The sequence below is a fragment of the Parablautia sp. Marseille-Q6255 genome (assembly GCF_951230155.1).
In the GTDB taxonomy this organism is placed as follows: domain Bacteria; phylum Bacillota; class Clostridia; order Lachnospirales; family Lachnospiraceae; genus Choladousia.
In genome coordinates this window covers 79,408-103,404 of sequence record NZ_CATNVD010000018.1, presented here as the reverse complement: position 1 = coordinate 103,404, position 23,997 = coordinate 79,408, and the positions used below count along the sequence as shown (strand labels likewise).

The following is a 23,997-nucleotide window of genomic DNA, read 5'->3' as shown; positions in this document are numbered from 1 at the left end:
TGAGGTCAGCTTCCGCTGCGAGCGAAATGGAGCGAGAATGCGTTAGCAGCGTTGCCTGTATCCTGAACGGGCGTATGATAAATCATGTATGAAAAAATTTGCCAACGATTACTTGACAGTAACACTGCAAATGCTCAGATTGAAATCTGCTCAGAGATTAAGTATAATAAAAGAAACGCAGTAATCGGTTTGAGGGGGAGAGGTATATGGAAACTGCAAACATGTACCGGGGGCTGAAATCCGTTAGAACTGCGGCTGCCCTCCTGAGAAGGAGGAAGAAATTTGAGCAAAGAAAACAGAAACTACAGGGATAGTGTATTCGTAGATTTATTTTTTCGTTATCAAGGTGCAAAAGAAAATGCGCTCAGCCTGTATAACGCGCTGAGCGGCAGTCACTACGACAATCCAGAAGAGGTGCGGATGCTGAAGCTGGAGGATGTGATGTATAAAGATTTCCAGAATGATATCTCTTTTCTGATCAGAGAAAAAATATTTGTTCTTGGAGAGCACCAAAGCACGATCAACGAAAATATGCCGTTGCGTTTTTTGCTGTATATCGGAAGACTTTACGAAACGCTTTTGGCGGTGGAGGATCGCTATAAGGAAAAACGTATTCCGCTTCCTGCGCCGGAATTTTACGTATTCTATAATGGGGAAAAGAAGTATCCGGCGTATAAGCTTTTAAAGCTATCTGATTCCTTTCTTGTTAAGGGAAGACCGACATTTGATCTGGAAGTAACGGTCCACGTATACAACCTTAACAAAGGTATGAATACAAAGCTTTTAGAAGAATGTCCTATCTTAAAGGAATACTGCGAATTTGCCGATGTTGTCTCAAAGTACAAAGGGCAGAAAGAAAAACTGAAAGCTGCAATAGAAGAGTGTATTCAGAAGGGAATCTTAACAGATTATTTATCAGAAAGAGGATCGGAGGTAACAAATATGTTGATCGCTCAGTATGATTATGAAAAAGACATTGAAGTAAAGAAAAAAGAAGCGAGAGAAGAAGGAAAAAACGAGGGCGAGAAGTATATGGCAAAGCTCGTTGCATTTCTGTGCAGGAAAAAACGTTACAGCGATCTGGAGAGGATAGAAGATCCAAAAAGCAGAGAAAAGCTTCTGGCTGAGATGGAAGCGGAAGAAAAACAGGGGAATACCTTTGCTTAGACTGTTATTTTTATATAACAAAAAATAACATGCTGCTGCGCGGTGATATAAGCTGCGCAGCAGCTGATCCAGGCTGAGGGCTGATATAATTTGCAATTGAGAGTTGTTATAAATTGGTTGTTATAATTTTCAGCGAAGAAATAAAATTAGGGCTTGATTTTTCTTAGATAAAATGATATGTTGATAGTGCTCATATGACTGACGGAAGTGGAACGCTGACAGTTAAAAGTGTGGCAAAACCACAGGGAGTATGAGCCGTTGGGAGCCGACCGTCTGGGCATGAGAGTGCCGATGGTGGGCTTATTTTGCGTTAACCTGAGCCGTGCAAAATCTGAGGATGACAAAATGGACGCTTGCGGACATTTTTGTCAGTCGAAGATTTTATAGGGCGAAGCCCGCGACCGAGCAGGAGCGAAGCGGATGCGAGGTGCGCAGCACGGCGAAAGAAAGTGCAAAGACAGAGGATGACAAAATGGACGCTTGCGGACATTTTTGTCAGTCGAAGATTTTATAGGGCGAAGCCCGCGACCGAGCAGGAGCGAAGCGGATGCGAGGTGCGCAGCACGGCGAAAGAAAGTGCAAAGACAGAGGATGACAAAATGGACGCTTGCGGACATTTTTGTCAGCCAAAGATTTTATAGGGCGAAGCCCGCGACCGAGCAGAAGCGAAGCGGATGCGAGGTGCGCAGCACGGCGAAGGAAAGTGCGAAGGTGCATCCGCACCATGACGAAAAAGCGGTTTATGTATCGCATTACAGGAGAAAAGGAGCGTATCGTATGGAAATGATTTCTTTGGAAAAGGAACTGAAGGAGAACAGCTATCCGGGAAGAGGTATTGTGATCGGAAGATCTGCAGATGGTAAAAAGGCAGTAGCTGCTTATTTTATCATGGGCAGAAGTGAGAACAGCAGAAACCGCATTTTTGTGGAGGATGGAGAGGGCATCCGTACGCAGGCATTTGACCCGTCCAAACTTGTAGATCCGAGTCTGATCATTTATGCGCCGGTACGTGTGCTGGGAAATAAAACGATCGTAACGAATGGAGATCAGACAGATACGATTTATGAAGGCATGGACCGCCAGATGACATTTGAGCAGGCGCTGCGCAGCCGGGAATTTGAACCGGATGCACCGAATTATACACCGCGTATTTCAGGAGTCCTGCACGTGGAAGGCGGAAAGTACAGCTATGCAATGTCGATTTTAAAGAGCAATAACGGAAATCCTGACGCATGCAACCGTTATACGTTTGCATATGAGAACTGTGTGGCAGGAGAGGGGCATTTCATTCACACATACAAATGTGACGGCAATCCGCTGCCAAGCTTTGAGGGAGAGCCGAAACTCGTAGCGATCCCGGATGACATGGATGCATTTACAGATATGCTCTGGACAAGTCTGAATGAAGAAAACAAGGTTTCTCTGTTTGTGCGCTACATTGATATTGAGACAGGAGCGTATAAGACAAAAATCGTGAATAAAAATAAATAATATCACAGAACAGCCTGCGGCCGGCTGCGGATGATATAAAACAAAGCAGCGACAGCGCGGGCGCTGTGAAAAGAGCAATGAATAGCAGGATCAGGAAGAATGAGCAATAGAAAGAGATGGAGGGTAACGGTATGAACGAACTGGCACTTAAATATGGATGCAATCCGAATCAGAAGCCATCACGTATTTTTATGGAGGATGGAAGCGAACTGCCGATCGAGGTACTTTCCGGCAGACCGGGATATATCAATTTCCTTGACGCACTCAATGGCTGGCAGCTGGTAAAGGAGCTCAAGGAGGCTACAGGGCTTGCCTCAGCGACCTCTTTTAAGCATGTTTCTCCGGCAGGAGCAGCGGCAGGGCTTCTGCTTGATGAGACGCTTGCGAAGATTTACTGGGTGGATGATCTGGACTATAAAAACTTTTCTCCGCTCGCGTGTGCGTATGCGAGAGCGAGAGGTGCAGACCGTATGTCCTCTTTTGGTGATTTTATCGCGCTGTCTGATGTCTGTGACGCAGATACGGCGATGCTGATCAAGAGAGAGGTTTCTGACGGTGTGATCGCGCCGGGATATACGAAAGAGGCGCTTGAGATCCTTTCTCAGAAGAAGAAGGGCAATTATAATGTGATCAGGATTGATGAAAACTATCGCCCGGATCCGATTGAACGCAAGCAGGTGTATGGTGTGACATTTGAGCAGGGACGCCAGGAGCTGAAGATTGATGATGCGCTGCTTGCAAATTTTGTGACAGAGAAAAAGCAGGTATCTGCTGAGGCGCTGACTGATATGAAGATCGCGCTGATCACATTAAAATATACGCAGTCGAATTCCGTGTGCTACGTAAAAGGCGGTCAGGCGATCGGCATCGGAGCAGGTCAGCAGTCCCGTGTACACTGCACTCGTCTGGCAGGGCAGAAAGCGGACAACTGGTTCCTGCGCCAGAATCCAAAGGTACTGGAGCTGCCGTTTAAGGATACGATCACACGCGCAGAGCGGGACAATGCGATAGATGTTTATATTGGAGCAGAGTACATGGACGTTCTTTCCGATGGCGCCTGGGAGAAGGTCTTTACAGAAAAACCGGAGGTATTTACCGAACAGGAGAAGCGGGCATGGCTTGACAAAATGACGGGTGTGACTCTTGGCTCAGATGCATTCTTCCCGTTCAGTGACAACATCGAGCGCGCCCACAAATCAGGCGTATCGTATATTGCGCAGCCAGGCGGATCAGTCAGAGATGAGGATGTGATCGCTACGTGCAATAAATACGACATTGCGATGGCATTTACAGGGATCCGTCTGTTCCATCACTAAGCGCTGCAGTCCTGGCCGGGCGGTTATCCGACTACGTACATCGTTGACGGGGAAGGCAATATCGTGGAAGCTTTTGTCATCGGTATAGTCGGAGGGCAGGAGGATATCTTAAACGACCGGATCGATACGATCATAAAAGGAAAACAGATACAATAAAAGCTCTTATACAGATAAGGAACAGCAGGACAACTGCCGCAGAATACGTCGCTATTTGGCGATCTGTGCGGCAGCTGTCCTTTTTTTCATTTCTGACAGGACGCAGGCAAAAAAACAGGACGGGATCCGGGTAAAAATGCACAAAATAAATGTTTTGAAATTGTGCAATAAGCCAAAAATACACTAACGATCATAAAACAGATTAACAATCATATATGAGCCTTGAAGAAGAACATAAAAAGTGATATTATTCAAATAACCAAACATAAAGCATCATAAAATTGAACGATATGAATGTTTTGGAAAAAGGAGGGCTATATGAGTAAAATCGATGAAATCACAAGAGAAAGTTGGATCATGAACACCTTTCCAGAGTGGGGAACATGGCTCAACGAGGAGATCGAAAACACAGTGGTAGAACCGGGCACTGTGGCAATGTGGTGGCTTGGATGTACTGGCATGTGGTTCAAGACTCCGGGTGGTGCAAACATTACGATCGACCTGTGGATGGGCAATGGAAAGAGAACACACGGAAACGGCAAGATGGCAGTGGGACACCAGATGGCAAATATGTGTGGTGCAAGGGCGATGCAGCCGAATCTGCGTGCGGTTCCGTTTGTGATCGATGCTTTTGCGATCAAGCAGGTAGATGCTGTGCTGGCGACGCACTATCATCAGGATCATATGAGCGCAGAGTACGCTTCTCACGTGATCAAGTCCGGTATGACAACGACAGATGAGAATGGTAAGGAGATACCGGTACCGTTCATCGGACCGAAGAAATCCGTAGAGCTGTGGCAGAAATGGGGCGTTCCGGCAGACCGCTGTATTACAGTGAAGCCGGGAGATACGATCAAGATCAAAGACCTTGAGATCGTAGCGCTGGATTCCTTTGACCGTACCTGTCTGGTGACAACAGATTCCACAGGTCCGGACAGAGAAGAGCTGACAGGCATCTGCCCGACCGATATGGATGATAAGGCAGTCAACTACCTGATCAAGACTCCGGGCGGAAACATCTATCACAGTGGAGACTCTCATTACTCGATCTATTTTGCAAAACATGGCAAGGATTATGATATTGATGTCGCATTCGGTTCTTACGGAGAGAATCCGGTGGGTATGGCAGATAAGATGACTTCCTGCGATATCCTGAGAATGGCAGAAGCTCTTCGCTGCAAGGTAGTGATCCCGATCCACTACGATGTATGGACAAACTTTATGGCAGATGTCAACGAGATCCGTGTGCTGTATGATATGAAAAAGGATCGTCTGGATTATAAGTTCCATCCGTTCTTCTGGGAAGTCGGAGGAAAGTATGTATATCCGACAGACAAGGACAAGAGAGCATATCATCACAGAAGAGGATTTGAGGACTGCTTCGAGGCGCCGCAGAACATTCCGTTCCGCTCCTGCTTATAATCACGAGGCGGCAAGAAGCGCGGCAGTGAGAAAACATATCGCTGCGCGCTTGCTTCAACCAAATGGAGGGTAAAGAAATGTTACGTGATTTTGTAGAGAATAAGCATTACAAATTCGCAGAAGAAGCAAAGGACTGGAGAGACGCGATCCGCATGAGCTGCGAGAGCCTTGAGGCGGACGGCACAGTTGATGCGAACTACAAAGAGGACATCATCGCCTGTGTAGAAAAGCACGGTCCGTATATCGTGATCATGCCGAACGTGGCGATGCCGCACTCTCAGGAGGGAGCGACAGGGGTGAACAAGACCGCGATCGCTTTCATGAAGCTTGAGAAGCCGGTAAGCTTTGAGGAGGGAGATCCGGAGAAGGATGCACAGCTTTTCTTCACTCTGGCTTCCTGCAATCCGGATCAGCATCTGAACAACATGATGAAGCTTTCGGAGATGCTGATGAACGAGGAGGTAGTAAAAGCTCTGGCGGACGCAAAGACGCCGGAGGATCTGCTGAAGATCCAGGAGACATATCTTGACTAAACGAGGAAAGAGCTCAGAGAGAGCGTGAGGGAAAATTTATGGACATTTTAATGAATATATGGTCATATTTTGCAACGAATATCTTGCAGCAGCCGGCATTTATGATCGGCTTTATCGTACTGATCGGTTATATCCTTCTGCAGAAGCCGTGGTACGACGTACTGGCAGGAACGATCAAGGCGATCGTAGGTTACCTGATCCTGACTGTTGGTTCCAGCGGACTTGTAAATAACTTCCGTCCGGTTCTGGTAGGTCTTGGCGACCGTTTTGGTATCAGTGCGACAGTTATTGACCCGTATTTTGGTCAGAACGCAGTTACAGCAGGTGTTGAGGAAGTATTCGGAAAAGGCTTCGGCGATGCGATGATCCTTCTCTTCATCGCGTTTATCGTAAATATCCTGCTGGTGCGTTTCAGCAAGTATACAAAGCTTCGTTCTCTGTTTACAACAGGTAACGTACAGGTACAGCAGGCTGCTACGGCTTACTGGCTGATCATGTTTGCACTTCCGGGACTTCTTGCTCCGGGTATGCACGTTCCGATGCTGATCGTTATGGCTCTTCTTCTGGGAGCGTACTGGGCAGTTGGTTCCAACCTGACGATCAAACCGTGTCAGGAGGTTACAGACGGCGCAGGCTTCGCACTGGCACATCAGCAGATGTTCGGTGTAGCATTTAACTACTGGCTGGCAGGCAAGCTGTTCGGCAAGAAAAAAGATGGTAAAGAGGTAAAGAAGATCGAGGATCTGGAGCTTCCGGGCTTCCTGTCTATCTTCAATGACAATATGGTATCTGCAGCAGTTCTGATGTTGGCATTCTTCGGTACGATCCTGTGCGTACTCGGCAAGGATTATCTGATCGAGGGCGGATTCATGAAGGAAGGACAGAGCATGCTGTTCTATGTGATCCAGACATGTCTGTACTTCGCAGTATATCTGGCTATCCTGCAGATGGGTGTACGTACTTTCGTTGCAGAGCTGACAATGTCCTTCCAGGGTATCGCAAGCAAACTGCTTCCGGGTTCTGTTCCGGGCGTAGACTGTGCAGTTATCTTTGGTTTCGGTGCAGGAAATGCAGTGACATTAGGATTTATGGCCGGTTTCATCGGACAGATCATCGCGATCATCGTTCTGATCGTTATGAAGAGCCCGGTACTGATCATCTGTGGATTCGTTCCGGTATTCTTTGACAACGCGACAATCGGTGTATTCGCAAACGAGAAGGGCGGTCTGAAGGCGACTCTGATCCTGCCGTTTATCTCAGGTCTGTGCCAGGTATTCGGTTCTGCTCTGATCGCAGGCTGGGTAGGCATGGCTGCTTACGGCGGATACCTTGGTATGTGGGACTGGGCAGTTGTATGGCCGGTATTCACAGTCGTGATGAAGTACTTAAGCTACATTGGCGTAGCGATCATCTTTATCGGACTGCTGGCTATCCCGCAGATCCAGTACCGCAAGGATAAAGAGGGCTACTTCCTGATGACAGAGGATTATGAGGCTTATAAAGAGCTCAAGGCAAAACAGGCACAGCAGGCAAAATAATACGGTCTGTTTTCGGAAAAAATGTATACGATCTATCGCAATATGAAATAAGCAAAGGAGAATACAACAATGGCAAACAATGATAATCTGAAATTCCTTGTATGCTGCGCAAACGGTTCAGGATCCAGTCTGATGGCACAGCTTGCACTTGAGAAGGTTCTCAAGAGAAACAACATGAAATGCAAAACACATCACTGCCCCCTTTCTGAGGGCAAGAGCGCTGCGGCACAGTACGATGTACTGCTTTGCGCGCAGAACTTTGCAAATATGTTTACAGACGCACAGGCAAAGGGCGTTAAGGTCATCCCGCTCAAGAATGTCATGTCTGACAAGGAGATCGAGGAGAAGCTGAAAGCTGAAGGCGTTATCGAATAAGAACACGGGGGCTGTTGCAGGAGGGATCAGGCGACAGCCCCTATGTAAAATAGAGGTGTTCTTTTTTTCGACTTTTTCGCATACATGTATGAGTAATGATGACAAAGATCATAAAAAATAGTATAATCAATCATATATATGCAGTGCAGGGAGGAAAAGTATGAAGAGAGAACGGGCGTATGTAGATGCACGCAGGAACCAGATCGTGGAGATTCTGCGCAGTAATCCCCTCGTACGGGTCGATAAGCTGGCGGAGCAGCTGCAGGTATCGGTGATCACGATCAGAAGGGATCTGCAGTATCTGGAGGACAATGGTCTGCTTACACGGTTTTATGGCGGGGCGCGTGCGACAGAGCATATATCAAAAGAAGTGGACGAGGTGGAGACCTGCCGGGCCATGATCGCCAGATATGCTGCTTCTCTTGTGGAGGACGGCGATACGATTTTTATTAATACGAGCAGGAATGCTTTGGATATTATTCCGTATATTACGAAAAATAACGTAACAGTGATCACGAACAACGGAAAAGCGATCAGCCGGGAGCGGGGTGAGAATGTGAGTATCATTCTGACAGGCGGAGAGCTGCGTTATCCAAAGGAAGCGATGGTCGGAGATTTTGCCGTGAGGAATCTCCAGAATATATTTGCAAAAAAAGCGTTTATCGGATGTTCCGGGATCTCCGCGCAGGCAGGTGTGACGACAGAGATCGCAAATGAAGTAAATGTCAATCAGCTGATGATCGAGCATGCGACGCAGGAGGTGTATGTCCTGGCTGATCATACGAAGATCGGTCTTAGCAGCAGCTTTACGAGCTGCAGCATCGACAGGGTAAAGCATCTGATCACAGATGAAAAGGCACCGGCAGATGAGCTTGAGCTGATGAAGGCGCAGAATGTGGATGTCTATCAGGTAAAAAAGGCGCAATAACAGACGTTTGTACAGACCGGGAATATTACGTGCGCAGGCACGAGACGATATGGAGGATGAGAGATGAAAAAATATACGCTGGGGCTTTATGAAAAATCTATGCCGGCTGCTCTTAGCTGGAAAGAGAAGCTGACAGAGGCGAAAAAAGCAGGGTTTGATTTTGTGGAGATCAGTATTGACGAGACAGAGGAAAAGCTTGCGCGTCTTGACATGACGCAGGAGGAGAGAGCGCAGCTCGTAAATACGATGTATGAGGTGGGGCTGCCGATCCGCACAATGTGTTTGAGCGGACACCGGAAGTACCCGCTTGGCAGCAATGATCCGCAGACCTGCAAAAGAGGAATGGAGATCATGGAGAAAGCGATCCGTCTTGCAGAGGATCTCGGCATCCGGATCATTCAGCTTGCAGGATATGATGTTTATTATGAGGAGTCAGACGCACAGACTGTAGCACGTTTTGAGGCGAATCTCAAAGAGGCGGTGAAGATGGCGGCAGGAGCAGGCGTGGTACTCGGATTTGAGACCATGGAAACGGAATTTATGAATACCGTGGAGAAATCCATGAAGTATGTCAATATCGTAAATTCCTGCTACCTGAATGTATATCCGGATCTGGGCAATGTAACAAATGCCGCAGTGCTGTACGGCACAGACGTGCCGGCGGATCTGGAGACAGGAAGAGGACATCTGTGCGCCATGCATTTAAAGGAGACTGTGCCGGGCAAATTCCGTGAGATCCCGTTTGGGACAGGTCATGTGAATTTTGAAGAAGGGATCACGAAGGCGTGGGAGCTTGGAGTCCGCAAATTTGTGACAGAGTTCTGGTATACAGGAAATGAAGCATGGCGGGAGGATCTCGTATTTGCCAATCAGATGATGACAGCTATCTTAGACAGACAGGACGCATAAAGCCAGGAAGAGGCAGAAAAAGACAGCGACCTTACAGAGACGATAGCAGGTAAGATATATAGCAGGAGGAAGAGCCGATGAAAGTAGAAAAAAAAGTAATCTCAAATCTGACAAAGTGTTATTCTATAGCGCCGCTTACGTATCAGGGGAAAAAGCATTTTCTGGTAGCGGCAGAGAAGGTAGACAAGTGTCTGCTCTTTGATCTGGACGGCAATCAGGAGGATGTTGTCTGGGAGCAGCCAGGCGGCGTCATGACGATGGTGCAGGTGCCGGGGACAGACGGACAATTCCTTGCGACGCATCAGTTTTATTCACCAAATGACTCAAAAGAAGCAAAGATTGTTATCGCGACTCCGAAGGCAAAGGGAGACTGGGAGATCCGCACGCTTGTAGAGCTTCCATTCGTACACCGCTTTGACATCGTAGAAAGAAATGGCGTCAGATATCTGATCGCGTGTGCGCTGAAATCAGATCATGAATACAAGGATGACTGGAGATTTCCGGGTAAGGTATTTGCCGCTGTGCTTCCGGACGATCTGAGCGCATTTAATGAGAATAATCAGCTCAAGCTGCAGGTGATCAAGGAAGGGCTGCTGAAGAATCACGGTTACTACAAAGTAGAGGATGAGGGCGTAACAACGAGTATCATCTCCGCGGACAACGGTGTGTTCCAGTTTATCCCGCCGGCCTCTGCAGACGGACAGTGGGAGATCAAACAGCTGCTTTCTGAGGCTTCCAGCGATGCAGTCCTCATAGACCTTGACGGGGACGGAGAAAAGGAGCTCGGAGTGCTTTCACCGTTCCATGGCGATCATATCAGCATCTATAAGAAAAAAGACGGCGCTTTTGAAAAGGTATATGAGTACGAGAAGCCGGCAGAGTTTACACATGCCATCTACGGCGGTATGCTGTGCGGCAGACCTGCGTTCGTAGTAGGACATCGCAAAGGCGCGCGCGAGCTGCTTGCCTTTACCTACGATCAGGAGGCGGGAAAGTATCAGGTCGAGGTGCTTGATACGGATTGCGGACCGGCAAATGTCTATCACTATGAGCATAACGGAAAGGACGTCATCATCTCGACCAACCGCGAGATCGATGAAGTCGCAATGTACACACTGGGATAACCTCCCCGGAGCACAGGAGGCGCGGTATGATTAAAGCAGTTATTTTTGATATTGACAATACAATCTATGATTATGACCGGGCACATCTGACCGGGATGAGAGCTCTGCTCGACTACAGTACTTCGGCGCTCGCAGTATCGGAAAAGGAATTTCTTCAGACCTTTGACCGCGCACAGCAGGTGGTAAAGATGCGGACAGGATCTGACTGCGCTGCCAATCATAACAGACTGCTGCGTTTTCAGTGTATTCTGGAACTTCTGGGAATACAGACTCCGTCCCATGCGATGCGGATGTATCATGCTTATTGGGACAATCTGATCGCTGTCATGGAGCCGGAACCCGGGCTTAAGGCGCTCATTGCCGCCCTCCGGAAAAAGCGGGTGCCGATAGGCATCGGCTCCGATATGACAGCCTATGTGCAGTACAGGAAGCTGGAGCGCCTTGGCATACTGGATCAGATCAGTCAGATCACAGTAAGCGAGGAGACCGGAGCAGAAAAGCCGGATCCCAGATTTTTTGCAGCCTGCGTCGAGAAGATGGGCTGCGCTGCAGCGGAGTGTGTGTTTATCGGGGACAGCCTGAAAAAGGATGTGATCGGGGCAGCTGCATGCGGACTGCATGGCGTCTGGTATACTCCGCCGCACAGGGCGTGCGGGGGCGACACGGATGTCCCATGTATCCGGTCCTTTGAGGACTGTCTGCACGACGACCGCATCGTGTTTGCACAGGGACTGGAGATCGTCTGAACAGGAAAAAGTCTGATACACGTGCTTAGATGCGGAGGCGGCGGCAGCTTCGCAGGATGCATCTGATGCTATAAAGGGGTGTTGCAAAACAGATACCGGAGGTTTCGGTACCTTTTGCAGCGCTCCTTTTTGAATTTTATGGTATAATAGGAACATCTCACGCATTCAGGCGCAGGGAGCAGAACAGACGAAAACAGTTTACTTTTATCAGAGGAGGAACACAAAGATGGAAAAGGTTGTATCACAGATCATGCAGAGCCTGCAGCGGCAGCTTCCCGGAGCAGCGGCATTTCTGCTCAAGGTGGTGATCTGCCTTGCTGTATATATGATCGGGAAAAAGCTGATCGCCTTTGCGGTAAGGGCAGTGCGCAGGCTGCTGGAGCGTGCAAGGGTTCAGGCCGGAGCGGTGACGTTTGCCGTGTCTATGACAAAGATTGTCCTGTATCTGATCCTGATCCTTGGTATCGCAACGCAATTTGGTCTGAAAGAATCATCGGTGGCTGCCATTGTAGCTTCTGGCGGAGTGGCGGTCGGGCTCGCACTGCAGGGAGGACTGTCAAACTTTGCAGGCGGTTTTCTGCTGCTTTTGTTCCAGCCATTTCATGTCGGGGATTATATTATCACACAGGGGGTAGAGGGAACGGTTCAGAAGATCGAGATCCTCTATACCACACTTCAGACGGTGGACAACCGCAGAGTCATTGTGCCAAATGGCAGCCTTGCAAATAATGTGATGGTGAATGTGACAGCTGCTGATAAGCGCAAGCTGGAAATAAAGGTCGGGATTTCGTATCAGGACAGTGTGGAGCAGGCAAAGCAGGTGATCCATGATCTGATGGAGCGCGACCCGGATGTGATCCGGGAAGAGGAGCAGCAGGTGTTTGTGGCAGAGCTGGGAGAGAGCAGTGTGGTGATCGGCATGCGCTGCTGGGTAAGAACGGAGCAGTATTTTCCGGTGCTGTGGAGAATGAATGAGCAGATCAAGGCAGAATTTGACCGAAAAGGCATCCATATCCCATATCCGCAGATGGATGTACACGTGACATCCTGAGTGCTGTCGGTGAGATATTTTACGAAAATTTCATTTCTTTCTATTTTAGAATGATGTATACTAAAAATGAAACATACAATACTAGTTGTCAGAAAGTGGAGGATGGATCATGAGAGTTGGATGCGTAAAAGAAATAAAGAACAAAGAATTCAGGGTAGGATTGACGCCAGACAATGTAAGAGCTTATACAGCGGCCGGACATGAGGTGTATGTGGAGCGCGATGCCGGGCTTGGCTCCGGATTTGATACGCAGGAATATGAGCAGGCAGGGGCAAGGATCCTCGATACGCCTGAGGAAGTGTGGAATATCGCCGAGATGATGGTGAAGGTCAAGGAGCCTCTTGCGCAGGAGTATCCGTTTTTCCACAAGGACCTGATCCTGTATACGTATCTGCATCTTGCGGCAGACAAGCCGCAGATGGAGGCTTTGATGGAAGCCGGCGTGAAGGGCGTCGCGTACGAGACTTTGATGGAGCGTGACGGAAGCCTTCCGCTTTTAGCGCCGATGAGCCAGATCGCAGGGCGGCTCAGTATCCAGGAGGGAGCAAAATATCTCGAAAAGACGTTTGGAGGAAGAGGGGTATTGCTTGCAGGCGTTCCGGGTACTCCAAAAGCAAAGATCGTGATCCTGGGAGGCGGAAATGTCGGTACGAACGCATGCAAGATCGCAGTGGGCATGGGAGCAGATGTGACGGTGATCGACATGAACCTTTCAAGGCTTGCCTATCTGGATGATCTGTTCGGCGCGCGGATCCAGACACTTTACAGCACGGATGCAGTGATCGAAAAGGCCGTATCGGATGCGGATCTTGTGGTCGGCTGCGTGCTGATCCCGGGCAAGGCAGCCCCCAAGCTGATGAAGCGGGAGTATTTAAAGAAGATGAAGCCGGGCAGCGTTATCGTGGATGTCGCAGTAGATCAGGGCGGCTGCTGCGAGACGACGAGAGTCACCTACCATGACGATCCGATCTATACGGTAGACGGGGTGATCCATTACTGTGTCGGCAATATGCCGGGGGCAGTGCCGCGCACATCTACGATCGCGCTGACGAACGCTACCCTGAAGTACGGTCTGCAGATCGCAGGAAAAGGACTGGAGAGAGCATGTCAGGAAAATCCGGTGATCTATTCTGCTGTAAATACGTATGGCGGATACTGCACCTGCAAAAATGTAACGGACAGCTTTGGCATGGAGGCGCATGATATAGAAGCGATGTTCTGAGCCGGCAGAGGATCATCGCGACAGCCTGATTTTTCGGGAAATGCAGACGCATATGCGGCGATATCAGCTGCGTGGCAGCTGATCCGGGCGGATGGCCAAAGGGCTACAAATTTAGAAAACATTTATATTTCTGCTATTGATTTATAGGATCGGTATGAACTATAATGTAGTTTATCTGAGTTCACACAGTGAACTCGCAGTTTTCCCGAAGGAAGGCTGCTGGCCCCGGCGAAGATGCTGGATCGATGCACAGCGCACGGGAGTCGGTTTAGGAGGAAGAAATGGAAAATAACCAACAAAATACGAACCGTCCATCCGGAAATCCGGGCCCGGGCGGACCAGGCGGTCCGGGAGGACCTGAGAAGAAACGTTCTACTTTTACAGCGCTTCTTCTGATCACATTGTTCACACTGCTGGCAGTGGCAATGCTGAATAATTTAAGAGAATCTACGTCATCCGTAGAGATCACATATGATGAGTTCCTGGAGCGTCTTGACAGCGGGCTTGTCGAGAGCGTTGTGATATCTCCGAATGAGATCGAGATCACGCAGAATGCAGTAGGGGAGACCGTAGATAAGTATTATGGCCGCGGAAGGCTTACGTACTATACCGGCAACCCGGATGACCCGGATCTGATCCGCAGACTCGACGAAGCCGGAGTCAAATATAAGGCAGAGATCCCGGATACGACATCATCGCTGATCCTGAATATGATCTTTACCTTTGTTGTGCCGGTGCTGTTTGTCTGGCTGATCTTTGGTTTTGCGATGCGCAAGATGGGTGGCGGCGGAGGCGGCGGCATCATGGGCGTCGGAAAGAGCAAGGCAAAGGTTTATGTGCAGAAGGAAACAGGAGTTACCTTTAAGGACGTTGCCGGACAGGATGAGGCAAAGGAATCCCTGCAGGAGGTTGTCGATTTCCTGGAGAATCCCGGGAAATATACAACGATTGGTGCAAAGCTGCCAAAGGGCGCTCTGCTCGTAGGACCTCCGGGAACCGGTAAGACGCTGCTTGCGAAAGCAGTTGCAGGAGAGGCGAAATGTCCGTTCTTCTCCTTATCGGGTTCCGATTTCGTGGAGATGTTCGTCGGCGTCGGCGCCTCCCGTGTCCGCGACCTTTTTGAAGAGGCAAAGAAGAATGCTCCGTGTATCATCTTTATCGATGAGATCGATGCGATCGGAAAGAGCCGTGACAGCCGGTATGGCGGCGGCAATGACGAGCGGGAGCAGACGCTGAACCAGCTCCTTGCCGAGATGGATGGTTTTGATACATCAAAGGGACTTCTGGTGCTGGCGGCAACGAACCGCCCGGAGGTGCTCGATCAGGCGCTGCTGCGTCCGGGACGTTTTGACAGACGAGTGATCGTGGATAAGCCGGACCTGAAGGGACGTATTGATGTACTCAAGGTCCATTCCAAGGATGTTCACATGGACGAGACGGTCGATCTGGAGGCGATCGCGCTGGCGACGTCAGGAGCAGTCGGATCAGATCTGGCGAATATGATCAATGAGGCGGCGATCCTGGCAGTCAAGAAGGGGCGCAAGGCAGTTTCACAGAAGGATCTGTTTGAGGCGGTGGAGATCGTTCTTGTCGGTAAGGAGAAGAAGGACCGTATCCTGAGCAAGGAGGAGCGCCGGATCGTTTCTTACCATGAGGTAGGACATGCGCTTGTCAGCGCGCTTCAGAAGGATTCTGAGCCCGTGCAGAAGATTACGATCGTACCGCGTACGATGGGAGCCCTCGGCTACGTTATGAATGTGCCGGAGGAAGAGAAGTACTTAAATACAGAAAAAGAGATCCGGGCTATGCTGGTTGAATTTGTAGCAGGACGTGCTGCAGAGGAGATCGTATTTGATACAGTGACGACGGGCGCAGCCAATGACATTGAAAAGGCAACGCGCATCGCACGTGCGATGGTGACGCAGTATGGTATGTCAAAGCGCTTTGGTCTGATGGGACTTGAGGTACAGGCGAACCAGTATCTGGATAATCGTCCGGTCATGAACTGCAGTGATGTGACGGCTGCAGATGTGGATCAGGAGGTTATGCAGGTGCTCAAGGATTCCTACGAGGAAGCAAAGCGTCTGCTGACAGAGCACCGCACAGCGCTCGACCGGATCGCAGAGTTTTTGATCGAGAAAGAGACGATCACAGGAAAAGAATTTATGGCGATCTTCCATGAGGTGGAAGGGATCCATGAGGAAGAAGGAAAGACTTCCTCTTCCCGCATCTCTGAGCGTATCCGTGAGGATGGTCCGCAGGACAGCGCCAAAATGGTAGAGCCAGGTACTGTGATAGAGCTTCCGGGAGCTGTCGAAGAGAATCCGCAGACAGAGTGCACAGAGCAGCCGCGGGGGGATGCACAGCCGGAGCGCACAGAGCAGCCGCAGGGGGATGCGCAGTCAGAGCGCACAGAGCAGCCGCAGGAGGATGCGCAGTCAGAGCGTACAGAGCAGCAGGAGATAAAGACAGAAAAACCTGAGGCAGAGTAAATAGGATAGTGATAAGGAAAAGTGCTTTCAGCCATGAGAAAAGCTCGTGGTCTGAAAGCACTTTTTGCGCCCCGGCTCCGGTAGCGTTACAGAAAATCTGCAAGGATTACAAGAAAAGACATAGCTGTACGAAAAAGTACAAAAAAGTAGTAAATACGGATAATTTCTGCTTGTATTCGTGTGTAAGATGTACTATACTATCGAACGTAAAGGAATGCAGAGTAAATTCATGTGCGTAAAGTCCCTTTGGATGGAGAGTTGCCGAAGGTCGAAAAGAGTTATCTTGCGGTACATGGATTGCGTCTCGCTGCAACAGAAGATAGTTAATACAAGAAAGATTATCTCCTATTGTGTGCGAAAAAGAAAAGGAGGTAATTTTTTTATGAAGAAAAACAACATGTTCCTCGAGTCGGCCAGAGAGTTGAAAAAAACATCTGCTCTGACCATGTGTGCAATGCTGGCTGCCCTTGCTTTCATTTTGAACCAGGTAGCGTCCATTAACATTGGCCCGTATGTGAAAATCGGATTTTCCGGTATTCCCAATCAGATTGTAGATTATTTGTTTGGTCCGGTTTCCGGATCATTATTTGCCGGCGTGCTTGATGTTGTAAAATATTTTGTCAGACCGGACGGACCGTTTTTCTTTGGTTTTACTTTTAATGCGATGCTTGGTGCTTTCATTTATGGATGCTCTTATTATCGCCATAAGCTGACTTTTAAACGTGTACTTATTACGAAACTGATTGTCGTAGTGGTCATCAATATTTTGTTAAGCACCCTGTGGCTGGATATGCTGTATGGAAAAGGTTTTGTGGCGATTCTTCCGGCCCGTGCATTGAAAAATATGATCATGTGGCCCATTGATTCGGTGATTTATTATACGCTCCTTCGACTGATCGAGCAGACGGGAGCATTCCGGTTGTTTCAGAGGCAGCCGGCAAAGTGATAAGCAAAACAGCAGATAACAAAACAGCAGATAACAAAACAGAGAGACTGAAAGGGATGTATTTTGCGGCATTCCTTTCAATCTCTCTGTTTTTGTATGTCCTGTCTGGCGACAGAACGGTCAGCGGCTCCACCGTCCGGATGCTCCGCACGGGAGGATGAGACCGCTTTCGGTCACAGGCAGCCCGATCTCCTGCGACTCTACGTGACCGCCGAATTTTTTCAGCTCGGTTGAGATCATGTAGGTCAGGACGGCCGGAGCAAGCCCTGTTGTGTAGGAGTTGACGAGAAAGAACAGCGGATCATCACTTAAAAGCTTTGCGGCAAGCTGGATGAATGGATGGATCGATTCTTCGATCTTCCAGATCTCGCCTTTGGGACCGCGTCCGTAGGAGGGAGGGTCCATGATGATGCCGTCGTAGTGATTCCCGCGGCGGATCTCCCGTTCTACGAATTTGACACAGTCATCTACGAGCCAGCGGATCGGCGCGTCAGAAAGCCCGGAGGCTGCTGCATTTTCCTTTGCCCATCCGACCATGCCTTTGGATGCGTCTACGTGTGTGACGGCTGCTCCTGCTGCCGCTGCGGCAAGCGTAGCGCCGCCTGTGTAGGCAAAAAGATTTAAGACTTTGACCGGACGCCCGGCATGTCTGATTTTTTCCGAAAACCAGTCCCAGTTTGTCGCCTGCTCCGGAAAGAGTCCGGTATGTTTGAAGCTGAATGGTTTCAGATGAAACGTAAGATCGCGGTAGCGGATGCTCCACTGTTCCGGAAGGTCAAAAAACTCCCATTCGCCGCCTCCCTTTTTGCTGCGGTGGTAATGACCATTCAGATGCTTCCAGCCGAAGTGGCGCTTCGGCGTATTCCAGATGACCTGCGGATCCGGACGCACGAGCAGGTAATCTCCCCAGCGCTCCAGCTTTTCTCCGCAGGATGTATCTATTACTTCATAATCGTTCCAGTTATCTGCAATCCACATAAAGCCCTCCTGTATAAGCTCTTTTCCACAAAAATAAGCTGTTTTCCCCAAAAGTATACTCGATGAAAGGGACAGAATCAAGATAAAGTCACAGCTTCCGCAAACTATTTAAGAAAATGTGTCACGCCACGTCTCTTTAGCGTCAAGCCTCCTGGTTTTTTGGCTCTGTTTAAAATGTACGGTTACCGTCATTGCCTGTGGCGCATAAATTTCCCAGCAGACACGATCTGACTCAAAAAGAGAGGCGCTGCACAGGAGGCCATTTTCGCCGCGCAGCGTAGCAAAGGAGACGCCGCGCCGTGCCCAGTCAGTCGGGATTGCCGGAAAGAGCACGATCTCTGCGTTTTTCATCTGAAACAGCATTTCCTGAAGCGCGTCAGCGGCAAACATATTTCCCTCCAGCGTAAAGGGGCGGTACGTAAAATCAGAGTGCCCGGTATGCTTATAGTCCCCATTGAGGTGAAAGCCGTTCGGACCGCAGAAACAGTCCCAGAAGACAGCAAGCATCCCGGCAGCTTTTTCTCCGTTTCCGGCGGCTGCATAGAGATGCGACATCCACGGAAAGGTATATCCTACCCAGTTGTTCGTACCAAGCTTCTCGTAGTCACGGATGCAGGCATCTATAATGGCAGCGTCCTGTTCATTTTTATAGGACAGAAGGCCGAGCGGAGAGATGGCAATGGCATTTGACAGATGGCGGTGTGACTCTGTGAGCTGTTCGTCCGGGGAGAGCATCAGCACATGCTCTTCGTTTATGGACAGAGGAGGCAGCTTTTTGAGCAGCCGTTCCCATTTCCGTGTATCGTCATCCTGCCCCAGCTCTTTTGACAGCTTCAGAAGAGTCGCATACAGGTCCTGGATCAAAGCCAGATCGTAATTGCTCATGGGGGTCAGCCATGCGCGTATCGTATCATCGTGGATCTCCGGCGAGCTGGAGATCGGAAGCGCCAGTGTGCCGTCTGCCTGCTCCACCAGGAGATCCTCGATAAAGCATCCGGTGTCGCGCAGATAGGGGTAGGCGCGGTCCCGCAGAAAGGTTCTGCTGCCTGTGTAGCGGTAATGCTCAGAAAAGCACCGGGCGATCCAGACCTGATTGGTGGGAGAAAGGGAGTACATGCCCCATCCTCCAAGTGGTTGTCCGTCAATCGTCATGACGCCGGGCAGACAGCAGCCGTCTGCATGATAAAATGTTTTTGCAAAGTCCTGGCCGCGCTTACGGAGGCTCCAGAGCAGGTCGAGAAAGCTTTCGCCCTCCTCCAGATGGTTCGCTTTCAGGTAATGGCTGTAGGAAAGCTCTGTGTTCAGGTCATGGTGATAATCGCCTTTCCATGGCGGGAGCGTCCCGTCATCGGCCGTCCATACACCCTGCAGCGGCATGGGAGCGCTGCCCTTGCGGGAGGCAGAGGCAAAAAGATAATTAGAAAGATACCACTGCTTTTGCATCCGGGCGTCCGGCAGAGAAATGCCGCTTTGCGACCAGTACGTGTGCCACCAGTCCTTATGCTCCGCAAACAGATCATCCGGATCGGCAAGAAGTGCGTCAGTGACTGCGCGTTTGCCCTGCTCCAGATAGCAGCTTCCGTCTTCGCTGGAGATGATCTGCCATGCAAGACGCGTCTGCGTGCGGCCTGTCTCTACCGCCATGACGATGCCGTAGGAGAAGTCTGCGCAGATCTCCTGTAAAAACCACTCAAGCCGGAGAGGACCGTGCAGCTTTGCTCCATAGCGCGCAGGTGCGTACTTCAGATCCCTGAGAGTCCCCTGGGAGATCTGACGGTCTTTGTCCCTGCATGTGACAGTGTCTGCTTCACCGGCGATCCCAAAATCCGGAGAGAGGAGCTCTGCCTCAAAGCAATCGGGGGGAGCGGCGATGGTGATGATCCCCACATGACGTTTTGCGTGGATCCAGGCCTCCAGAGCGGCAGCCGTCTGCCCGTTTCCGATGTGCATACAGGCACAGGCATTTTTGAGGGATAAGTGGGAATGTACAGGAGAATGCGCAGACAGGGGGGAAAAGTGGATCAGAATTTTTCCTGCCGGAAGTTTTGTAGGGGTGGGATAGTAATACGGGGCGTCAAAGATTTTCCGGATCTGCTCCTCATCGCCCTTATGCACCAGATCGACCATGTTCTGATAGGTGAACGCTTCTGTCGGGGACCACTGTGCTGTTTTGTCCCAGATATCGGTGCGGTCCAGGGAAAAACGCAGGCTGTCAGGTGTTCCCCAGCATAAACAGCCGCATCTGCCGCTGCCGAGGGGAATCCCCTCGTCCCAGCGGCAGATGCTGTTTTCCCAGGATATAGTATCATCCCAGTCTGTTTTATAATTCATACCATAAGATCTCATTTGCTTTTAATTTCTGGGTGAAGCTTTCACCGTCCCCTTTGTAAACGGTTGTTTCCTGCGGTTCGTATGTATTATTTACGACGCAGTACTTTTTGTTGGCAGGATAAGCGTGCACCTCTACGTTTTCGTTCGTACTGAACCAGTGGTGCAGGAGCTCTTCTGCGTGGCAGCTCCAGAGGATCGCACGGTACAGAAGACGGCTGTTTGCAAAGCTGTACGGCAGACCGCTGATGTATACGCTGCGCCCTTTGCCGAATTCGTTTACAGCAAGCTGTACCTCCTTGTCCTTCTGGACGAGGATTGTTGTTCCTTCAAGCGCGTACATGTTTTTCTTGCCCTCTCCGAAGTCGATCTCGCCCTTGCAGTCCTCTGTGATAAAGTGCTGCGGGTGGTTCTCCCAGTTGTATTTGTCATATCCGAGCGTAAAGCCGGTCTCCTTTTCTACGCCCAGGACGCTGGCAAGCTGGATATAGCGGCCCTGTGCCTGATGGCCGGTCGGCTCTCCGACGCCGATCAGTCCGCCGCCGCGGTGAACGAAGGCTTTGATGCTCTGAGCGATGGTCGGGTTTGTCCACCAGAAGCCGCCGGTATGAGCGGTATCTCCGTCGCCGATGTTCAGGATCACGTCAATGTCGTCAAGGATGGACGGATCATTTAAAATATCCTGGAAGCTGATAAATACCACGTCAAATGGAGCACCCGAGAGTGATTCGATAATGCCTGCATAGGAGTAATTCTGCTTCTGATACAGTGCATGGTGTACCATATGTGCGCCCCAGGCTCTCATTTTGCCCCAGCAGTTTAATACGGCTACCTTCTTTACACAGTAAGGTGTGGTGCCCTTGATATTTTCATACAGGCAGCGGAATTCGTCGCAGACTGTTTCTACATAATCCACGAAATCCGGGAACTGGAGAGCAAGCTTTAAGTAGCCGCCGTAACCGATACGGTCGATCGGCTTGCGCAGGATCGCGCGGCGTGCAGTCACCCAGTTTACCTTTGCTTCTTTTACAGGATCGCCGCCTTCGTAGAAGGTATCCGGGAAGAAGTAGGGCAGGAGACGGCCTTCGATACAGTCGACACCCTGGATATCGCTCAACAGACGGAGAGTAGAGCCGTTACCGACACTTCCGACTACGGCATCCAGACCGATCTGCTGAAATTCCTCCATGAATGGCTCTGTGCCGATCCAATGATCTCCGAGGAACATCATAGCTTCTTTTCCTTCTTCGTGAGTGATGTCTACCATCTCTTTTGCAAGGCGTGCGACATGTCTGCGCTGGAAGGCCTGGAAGTCCTGATATTCTTTGGAAGGGATCCGGTACTGATTATTGTAGTAGCCCTGATCAATGATATATTCCGGGCGGAACGGATAACCGCATTCCTTTTCAAACTGTTCCAGAATATACGGGCTGACAGATGCTGAGTATCCGTACCAGTCTACGTATTTTTCACGGGCAAGCTCGTCAAATACGAGAGTAAACTGATGGAAAAAGGTAGTAAAGCGAAGGACGTCTACGTACGGATGCTCCTTGATAAATCTCCGGAGCCGTTCCATGGTATATTTATGTGTTTCCGGCTGACGTACATCAAAGGTGATCTGGTGCTCTACATCCTTCCAGTCGTTTGTGACAGCATTATACATATGTACCGGGTCCCACATAATATACGCGAGGAAGCTTACCGTATAGTCATGGAACGGTTCGCTGTCGATATGGACGCTGCCCTTTTCACTGTCGTAGGACCAGCGGTCTGTGCTTACGACTTCGCCGGTCGTCCGGTCAACGACCTCCCACCAGCGGCGGATATCATCGCGGCAGTTGGGTGTGAGCATGTCCGGATACAGACCCTTCATCAGAACGATTTCAAGAGAAGTATCCTCTGCGGTATAAAACGGTGTCATCAGGTACATCTGCTGGATCTCTTCCGGATGGCTCAGTGCCCAGGCATTGTCTTTTCTGGTTGTATAATAGGTAGAGTAGATCTTTGCACTGACATCCTTTAATTCAGCAGGAAAGTCGGTTCCGTCGCAGTCACGCACTGCGTCAGCGCCCCAGCGCTCCATCAGCTCCAGTGTCTGCGGTATTACGTCTATATCGGTCGGGATGGTTACGCGTCCTTTTGTTGTACTCATATCTGGAAAATACCTCCTGTTTATTTGAATTTTCTATTGTAGCAGTATAACAGCAGGATCAGTCCTGCAAGGCCTGCGAGCATGACCAGAGTGCCCTGAGGGCCGATATGTCTCTGACCAACGATTACCAAAGCCACACAGATGATAAAAAAGATCCCTGCGAGAAGAGCAATCAGTTTGCTTTTCATTCTTTCATCCATTTTCATATCCTCCAATCCGGTATCCTTATCAGCCTTTGAGTCCGCCCAGCGTCATGCCCTGTGTCAGTTTCTTCTGGACACAGATGTAAAGCAGAAGCGTAGGAAGCATTACGATTACCAGGCCGGCATACATCTGACCGTACTGTACCGCAGATTTCTGTGCTGCCATCAGGTTCATCAGACCGACCGGAAGTGTTTTCAGCTCCGGCTTCGTAAGCAGTGTCATGGAAATGATGTATTCGTTCCAGAATGCGAGGAAGTTGAACAAAATGACAGTGACGATGCTTGGCTTTGCCATAGGCATGATGACCTGGAACATGGTCCTGAAATAACCTGCGCCATCGACATAGGCTGCCTCCTCGTAATCCTTCGCCAGAGATTTGAAATATCCGGACAGAAGGTAGATCGTAAACGGAAGCGCTGTGGATGCGTAAACGAGAGCCAGGATAAACAGGTTATTGAGGAAAAACGGTGCCCCGAACATCTGGCGGAGCTTTGCGTCACCGTTGTTGAGCATCAGGAAGATTGGAACAACGATGTAGTTCACATTGATAAAAAGGCCTGCCATAAACATTACGTTCCAGAACTTTCCGGTCTTAAACTTAAATCTTGCGAGCACGTATGCTGCCGGAAGAGCAATGATGATCAGCAGGAAAATTCCAAGCAGAGTTACAAAAACGGAATTGAGCATGTAAGAACCCATGTTGGCAGTCTGCCATGCATCGACAAAGTTCTGAAAATGCAGACCCTGTGGAAGAGCCCACGGATTTCCGTAAAATTCGGAATTCTCTTTTACGGATGCCACAAATACCCAGGCGACAGGAACGATGATCGTGATTGCCAGAGCAGATAAGATGAGATAGATCAACACTTTGGCAGCACTAAAGCCTGTCCGACCGATTTTTTTATTGTTTGCCATGTCT

At 49.7% G+C, this 23,997-nt stretch carries 21 protein-coding genes and 2 riboswitches; of the genes, 16 read left to right on the top strand and 5 right to left on the bottom strand.

Translation table 11 applies throughout. The features are described 5' to 3' along the window. Positions 1-282 precede the first annotated feature (282 nt). From QOX44_RS14690 to QOX44_RS14615, 16 genes are all read left to right on the top strand, one after another. Entirely contained in the window at positions 283-1,167 is an 885-nt protein-coding gene (locus QOX44_RS14690) for an Rpn family recombination-promoting nuclease/putative transposase (RefSeq protein ID WP_283684168.1), read from the top strand. Positions 1,168-1,351: 184 nt separating this feature from the next. Continuing rightward, a riboswitch (ZMP/ZTP riboswitch) is annotated at positions 1,352-1,453 on the top strand. A gap of 51 nt (positions 1,454-1,504) precedes the next feature. Then, entirely contained in the window at positions 1,505-1,681 is a 177-nt protein-coding gene (locus tag QOX44_RS14685) for a hypothetical protein (protein ID WP_283684167.1), read from the top strand. A gap of 263 nt (positions 1,682-1,944) precedes the next feature. Next, complete coding sequence (locus QOX44_RS14680) at positions 1,945-2,658, top strand: IMP cyclohydrolase (protein ID WP_283684175.1); 714 nt, start codon at positions 1,945-1,947, stop codon at positions 2,656-2,658. Between the two features lie 131 nt (positions 2,659-2,789). Beyond that, positions 2,790-3,974, top strand: coding sequence for a phosphoribosylaminoimidazolecarboxamide formyltransferase (locus QOX44_RS14675; protein ID WP_283684165.1), 1,185 nt, complete (start codon positions 2,790-2,792; stop codon positions 3,972-3,974). 474 nt (positions 3,975-4,448) lie between these two features. Then, positions 4,449-5,552 carry an L-ascorbate 6-phosphate lactonase gene (gene ulaG, locus QOX44_RS14670; protein WP_283684163.1) on the top strand — a complete coding sequence of 368 codons (1,104 nt, stop codon included), beginning with the start codon at positions 4,449-4,451 and terminating at the stop codon, positions 5,550-5,552. Between the two features lie 77 nt (positions 5,553-5,629). After that, positions 5,630-6,085: a PTS sugar transporter subunit IIA gene (locus QOX44_RS14665; protein ID WP_283684160.1), complete on the top strand. Its 456-nt coding sequence runs from the start codon at positions 5,630-5,632 to the stop codon at positions 6,083-6,085. 38 nt (positions 6,086-6,123) lie between these two features. Further along, the gene (locus QOX44_RS14660; protein ID WP_283684158.1) at positions 6,124-7,623 is read left to right on the top strand and encodes a PTS ascorbate transporter subunit IIC; all 1,500 of its coding nucleotides are present in this window, start codon (positions 6,124-6,126) and stop codon (positions 7,621-7,623) included. Between the two features lie 69 nt (positions 7,624-7,692). Further along, positions 7,693-7,998 carry a PTS sugar transporter subunit IIB gene (locus QOX44_RS14655; RefSeq protein WP_283684155.1) on the top strand — a complete coding sequence of 102 codons (306 nt, stop codon included), beginning with the start codon at positions 7,693-7,695 and terminating at the stop codon, positions 7,996-7,998. 160 nt (positions 7,999-8,158) lie between these two features. Continuing rightward, complete coding sequence (locus QOX44_RS14650; protein ID WP_283684154.1) at positions 8,159-8,926, top strand: DeoR/GlpR family DNA-binding transcription regulator; 768 nt, start codon at positions 8,159-8,161, stop codon at positions 8,924-8,926. 63 nt (positions 8,927-8,989) lie between these two features. Next, the gene (locus QOX44_RS14645) at positions 8,990-9,835 is read left to right on the top strand and encodes an L-ribulose-5-phosphate 3-epimerase (protein WP_283684152.1); all 846 of its coding nucleotides are present in this window, start codon (positions 8,990-8,992) and stop codon (positions 9,833-9,835) included. 77 nt (positions 9,836-9,912) lie between these two features. Beyond that, positions 9,913-10,959, top strand: a complete 1,047-nt coding sequence (locus QOX44_RS14640; RefSeq protein WP_283684150.1) for a hypothetical protein — start codon at positions 9,913-9,915, stop codon at positions 10,957-10,959. A 26-nt stretch (positions 10,960-10,985) separates the two neighbouring features. Continuing rightward, positions 10,986-11,705: an HAD family hydrolase gene (locus tag QOX44_RS14635; protein ID WP_283684148.1), complete on the top strand. Its 720-nt coding sequence runs from the start codon at positions 10,986-10,988 to the stop codon at positions 11,703-11,705. Between the two features lie 226 nt (positions 11,706-11,931). After that, positions 11,932-12,756: a mechanosensitive ion channel family protein gene (locus tag QOX44_RS14630; RefSeq protein WP_283684146.1), complete on the top strand. Its 825-nt coding sequence runs from the start codon at positions 11,932-11,934 to the stop codon at positions 12,754-12,756. A gap of 109 nt (positions 12,757-12,865) precedes the next feature. Further along, a complete protein-coding gene (ald, locus tag QOX44_RS14625) occupies positions 12,866-13,978 on the top strand; it encodes an alanine dehydrogenase (RefSeq protein WP_283684144.1) in 1,113 nt (370 codons plus the stop codon). 281 nt (positions 13,979-14,259) lie between these two features. Then, complete coding sequence (gene ftsH / locus QOX44_RS14620) at positions 14,260-16,470, top strand: ATP-dependent zinc metalloprotease FtsH (RefSeq protein ID WP_283684142.1); 2,211 nt, start codon at positions 14,260-14,262, stop codon at positions 16,468-16,470. A gap of 215 nt (positions 16,471-16,685) precedes the next feature. Continuing rightward, positions 16,686-16,782: riboswitch (THF riboswitch) on the top strand. 70 nt (positions 16,783-16,852) lie between these two features. After that, complete coding sequence (locus tag QOX44_RS14615; protein WP_283684140.1) at positions 16,853-17,416, top strand: folate family ECF transporter S component; 564 nt, start codon at positions 16,853-16,855, stop codon at positions 17,414-17,416. 120 nt (positions 17,417-17,536) lie between these two features. Here the strand turns inward: QOX44_RS14615 and QOX44_RS14610 are convergent, their stop codons facing one another. The 5 genes from QOX44_RS14610 to QOX44_RS14590 form a co-directional block, all read right to left on the bottom strand. Continuing rightward, the gene (locus QOX44_RS14610) at positions 17,537-18,394 is read right to left on the bottom strand and encodes a class I SAM-dependent methyltransferase (RefSeq protein ID WP_283684139.1); all 858 of its coding nucleotides are present in this window, start codon (positions 18,392-18,394) and stop codon (positions 17,537-17,539) included. Positions 18,395-18,502: 108 nt separating this feature from the next. Further along, complete coding sequence (locus QOX44_RS14605) at positions 18,503-20,725, bottom strand: glycosyl hydrolase family 95 catalytic domain-containing protein (RefSeq protein WP_283684137.1); 2,223 nt, start codon at positions 20,723-20,725, stop codon at positions 18,503-18,505. Then, complete coding sequence (gene gnpA, locus QOX44_RS14600) at positions 20,715-22,874, bottom strand: 1,3-beta-galactosyl-N-acetylhexosamine phosphorylase (RefSeq protein ID WP_283684135.1); 2,160 nt, start codon at positions 22,872-22,874, stop codon at positions 20,715-20,717. The genes QOX44_RS14605 and gnpA overlap by 11 nt, the downstream gene beginning before the upstream one ends. Positions 22,875-22,894: 20 nt before the next feature. Beyond that, complete coding sequence (locus QOX44_RS14595; protein WP_283684134.1) at positions 22,895-23,074, bottom strand: DUF6903 family protein; 180 nt, start codon at positions 23,072-23,074, stop codon at positions 22,895-22,897. Positions 23,075-23,102: 28 nt separating this feature from the next. Further along, positions 23,103-23,993, bottom strand: a complete 891-nt coding sequence (locus QOX44_RS14590; RefSeq protein ID WP_283684133.1) for a carbohydrate ABC transporter permease — start codon at positions 23,991-23,993, stop codon at positions 23,103-23,105. Between the last annotated feature and the right edge of the window lie 4 nt (positions 23,994-23,997).